This window comes from Pseudoponticoccus marisrubri (assembly GCF_001482405.1).
In the GTDB taxonomy this organism is placed as follows: Bacteria; Pseudomonadota; Alphaproteobacteria; order Rhodobacterales; family Rhodobacteraceae; genus Pseudoponticoccus; species Pseudoponticoccus marisrubri.
On record NZ_LPXO01000079.1, the window covers coordinates 1 to 288 of the forward strand.

General features: G+C 59.0%; 1 protein-coding gene. It reads left to right on the top strand.

What is annotated here, in order from left to right; all coding sequences use genetic code 11:
• Positions 1-67: 67 nt before the first annotated feature.
• Positions 68-288 (top strand): hypothetical protein (locus tag AVJ23_RS23225; RefSeq protein ID WP_205626909.1); only part of this gene is annotated, 221 nt, incomplete at its 3' end.

The window sequence follows — 288 nt, forward strand, 5'->3', positions numbered from 1 at the left end:
TGGTGCCATCAGTGCAGTCGGGTTTGTCGGCCTGGGTCTGCTCTTGCTGTAGTTTGTGAGTGCGTTGATGACGGAATGTAAGATTGTACTGGTCACTGCTGAACCCAAGTTTGGTGCCCGCTGGGTGTCGGAATTGGGCCTGGTGGCAGAGAGTGACCACGACTCCCCGGTACGGCTGTCTTTTTCCCATACCGGGTTGGGGGAGCTGGAGGATTTTCTCGGTCGCGGTGAGACACAGATTGTCGCCCTGGACGATGGCGTCCTCGGGGCCGAGACCCTGACAGAGGC